Source organism: Pseudoalteromonas sp. TB25 (assembly GCF_000497995.1).
GTDB lineage: Bacteria > Pseudomonadota > Gammaproteobacteria > Enterobacterales > Alteromonadaceae > Pseudoalteromonas > Pseudoalteromonas distincta.
In genome coordinates this window covers 1-1,819 of sequence record NZ_AUTI01000036.1, presented here as the reverse complement: position 1 = coordinate 1,819, position 1,819 = coordinate 1, and the positions used below count along the sequence as shown (strand labels likewise).

At 40.2% G+C, this 1,819-nt stretch carries 2 protein-coding genes; both read left to right on the top strand.

Translation table 11 applies throughout. The annotated features are described in order from the left end of the window. Nucleotides 1-34: 34 nt before the first annotated feature. The gene (locus L652_RS0100680; RefSeq protein ID WP_024594649.1) at nt 35-796 is read left to right on the top strand and encodes a SapC family protein; all 762 of its coding nucleotides are present in this window, start codon (nt 35-37) and stop codon (nt 794-796) included. A 53-nt stretch (nt 797-849) separates the two neighbouring features. Beyond that, a partial coding sequence (locus tag L652_RS0100675) for a sodium:solute symporter (protein WP_024603184.1) occupies nt 850-1,819 on the top strand: 970 nt, incomplete at its 3' end.

The following is a 1,819-nucleotide window of genomic DNA, read 5'->3' as shown; positions in this document are numbered from 1 at the left end:
GTTAGCGGCTAACCCAGTTTAAGGATGTGTAACTATGGCTATTAGTGAACTAGTAAACACCAAACACCAAACATTAAAAATTAACCCTAATGCAGGTGTTGAATATGCAAAAACGCAGCATTTAGTTAATTTAAGAGCTAACGAAGTGGCAAAAGCAGCCTGCGACTTACCTATTTTTTTAGCACGTAATACACAAAATGGTAGTTATACCGTATCAGCGTTAACCAGCTTTAGTGCAGGTCAAAGTTTATTGGTTAATAACAACCAATGGCAGGCACTTTACACACCGGTATGTATACAAACTCACCCTCTTTATTTAATGACCCGTGAAGCAAATAGCAGCGACTACTTTATTGCGATTGATGATCAAAGCTCAGCCGTAAATACGCAGCAAGGCGAGGCACTATTTGATGCTAAAGGTAAGCCAAGCTTATTTTTAAATTCACAGCAAAAGCTACTTGAGAGCGATTTAAAAAATGATTATCAAACGTATCAATTTACCCAAGAAGTAGCGCGCTTAGGGCTTATTAAAAACATAGATATTGTATTGCAGTTTGAACAAGGCGAAACCCAAACTATTCAAGGTTTGAGCACCGTTGATGAAGACAAACTGCAAACTTTAGATAGCGATACCGTTGCAAACTTACACAAGCAAGGTTACCTAAGTGTGCTTAACAGTATGCTTATTTCACTGTTTCAGTTAAATGCATTGGTAAAGCTGCACAACCAACGTCCCGAACTTATGCCTTTAAAGCAAATTAAGTTAGAACTAAGTCGAGATGCGCACGCGCTGTAGCGTGCACTTTTTTATTACACAGACATTGCGCGTAACGCGTAGGAGACACACACATGTCAGATAACATTTTACAGCTGGTGGTTTTTGTTTTTGTCACCGCTTTAATTGGTGGCCTTACTTATTGGAAATGCCGAGGCCAAAATCGTAATAACGGACAAAGCCAAACCAAAGAGTATTTTTTAGCGGGCGGTGGCCTTACTTGGATGTTTGTTGCAGGTTCAATAACACTTACTAACTTAAGTACCGACCAACTAGTGGGTATGAATGGTAACCAAATGGCTTTGCTTGTTTGGTGGGAGCTTGCGGCGATTATTGGCTTAATTATTTTAGCCAAAGTGTTTATTCCTGTTTATTATAAATACAACTGTACAACGACCACAGAGCTTTTAGAAAAGCGCTATAACAACAAACATATTCGCGCTGTTATTGGGGGATTATTCTTTTTAGGTAATGCACTTATTTACATGCCAGCGGTAATTTACTCAGGTGCGCTGTTTATGCAAACCATGTTTAAGGTTGATATTCCGCTAATGTATATTGCCACCGCATTTGCCATTGTAGGTGCTATTTATGCGTTTTTTGGTGGTCTACGTGCAGTTGCAGTGTCTGATACTTATAACGGCTTACTGGTACTGGGTATGGCTGTTTTAGTGGTGTTTTTAGCACTAAATGCGATTGATTATGACTTTACGGGTATTCCTGAGGAGCGCTTAACACTCATCGGCGATGCTGATTCACCTATTCCATGGCCAACACTTTTAACCGGTATGATCTTTATTCAAATGTATTACTGGGGTACTAACCAAACAATTACGCAACGAGCCATGGCTGCTCCTAATGTTAAAGAAGCGCAAAAAGGTATATTTGCCGCAGCGGGAATTCGTTTTTTAATCGTCCCTGCCATTGTGGTATTACCGGGTATCATTTCGTTTAAACTTTACGGCGATATTGGCGACGCTGCTTATGGTCGAATTGTAGGTGATGTAATGCCAGCATGGTTAACCGGTGTGTTTGCAGCGGCAA

Excerpts from the sequence above, each read along its gene's own strand:
- L652_RS0100680 (WP_024594649.1), top strand. The coding sequence starts at position 35 with ATGGCTATTAGTGAACTAGTAAACACCAAACACCAAACATTAAAAATT.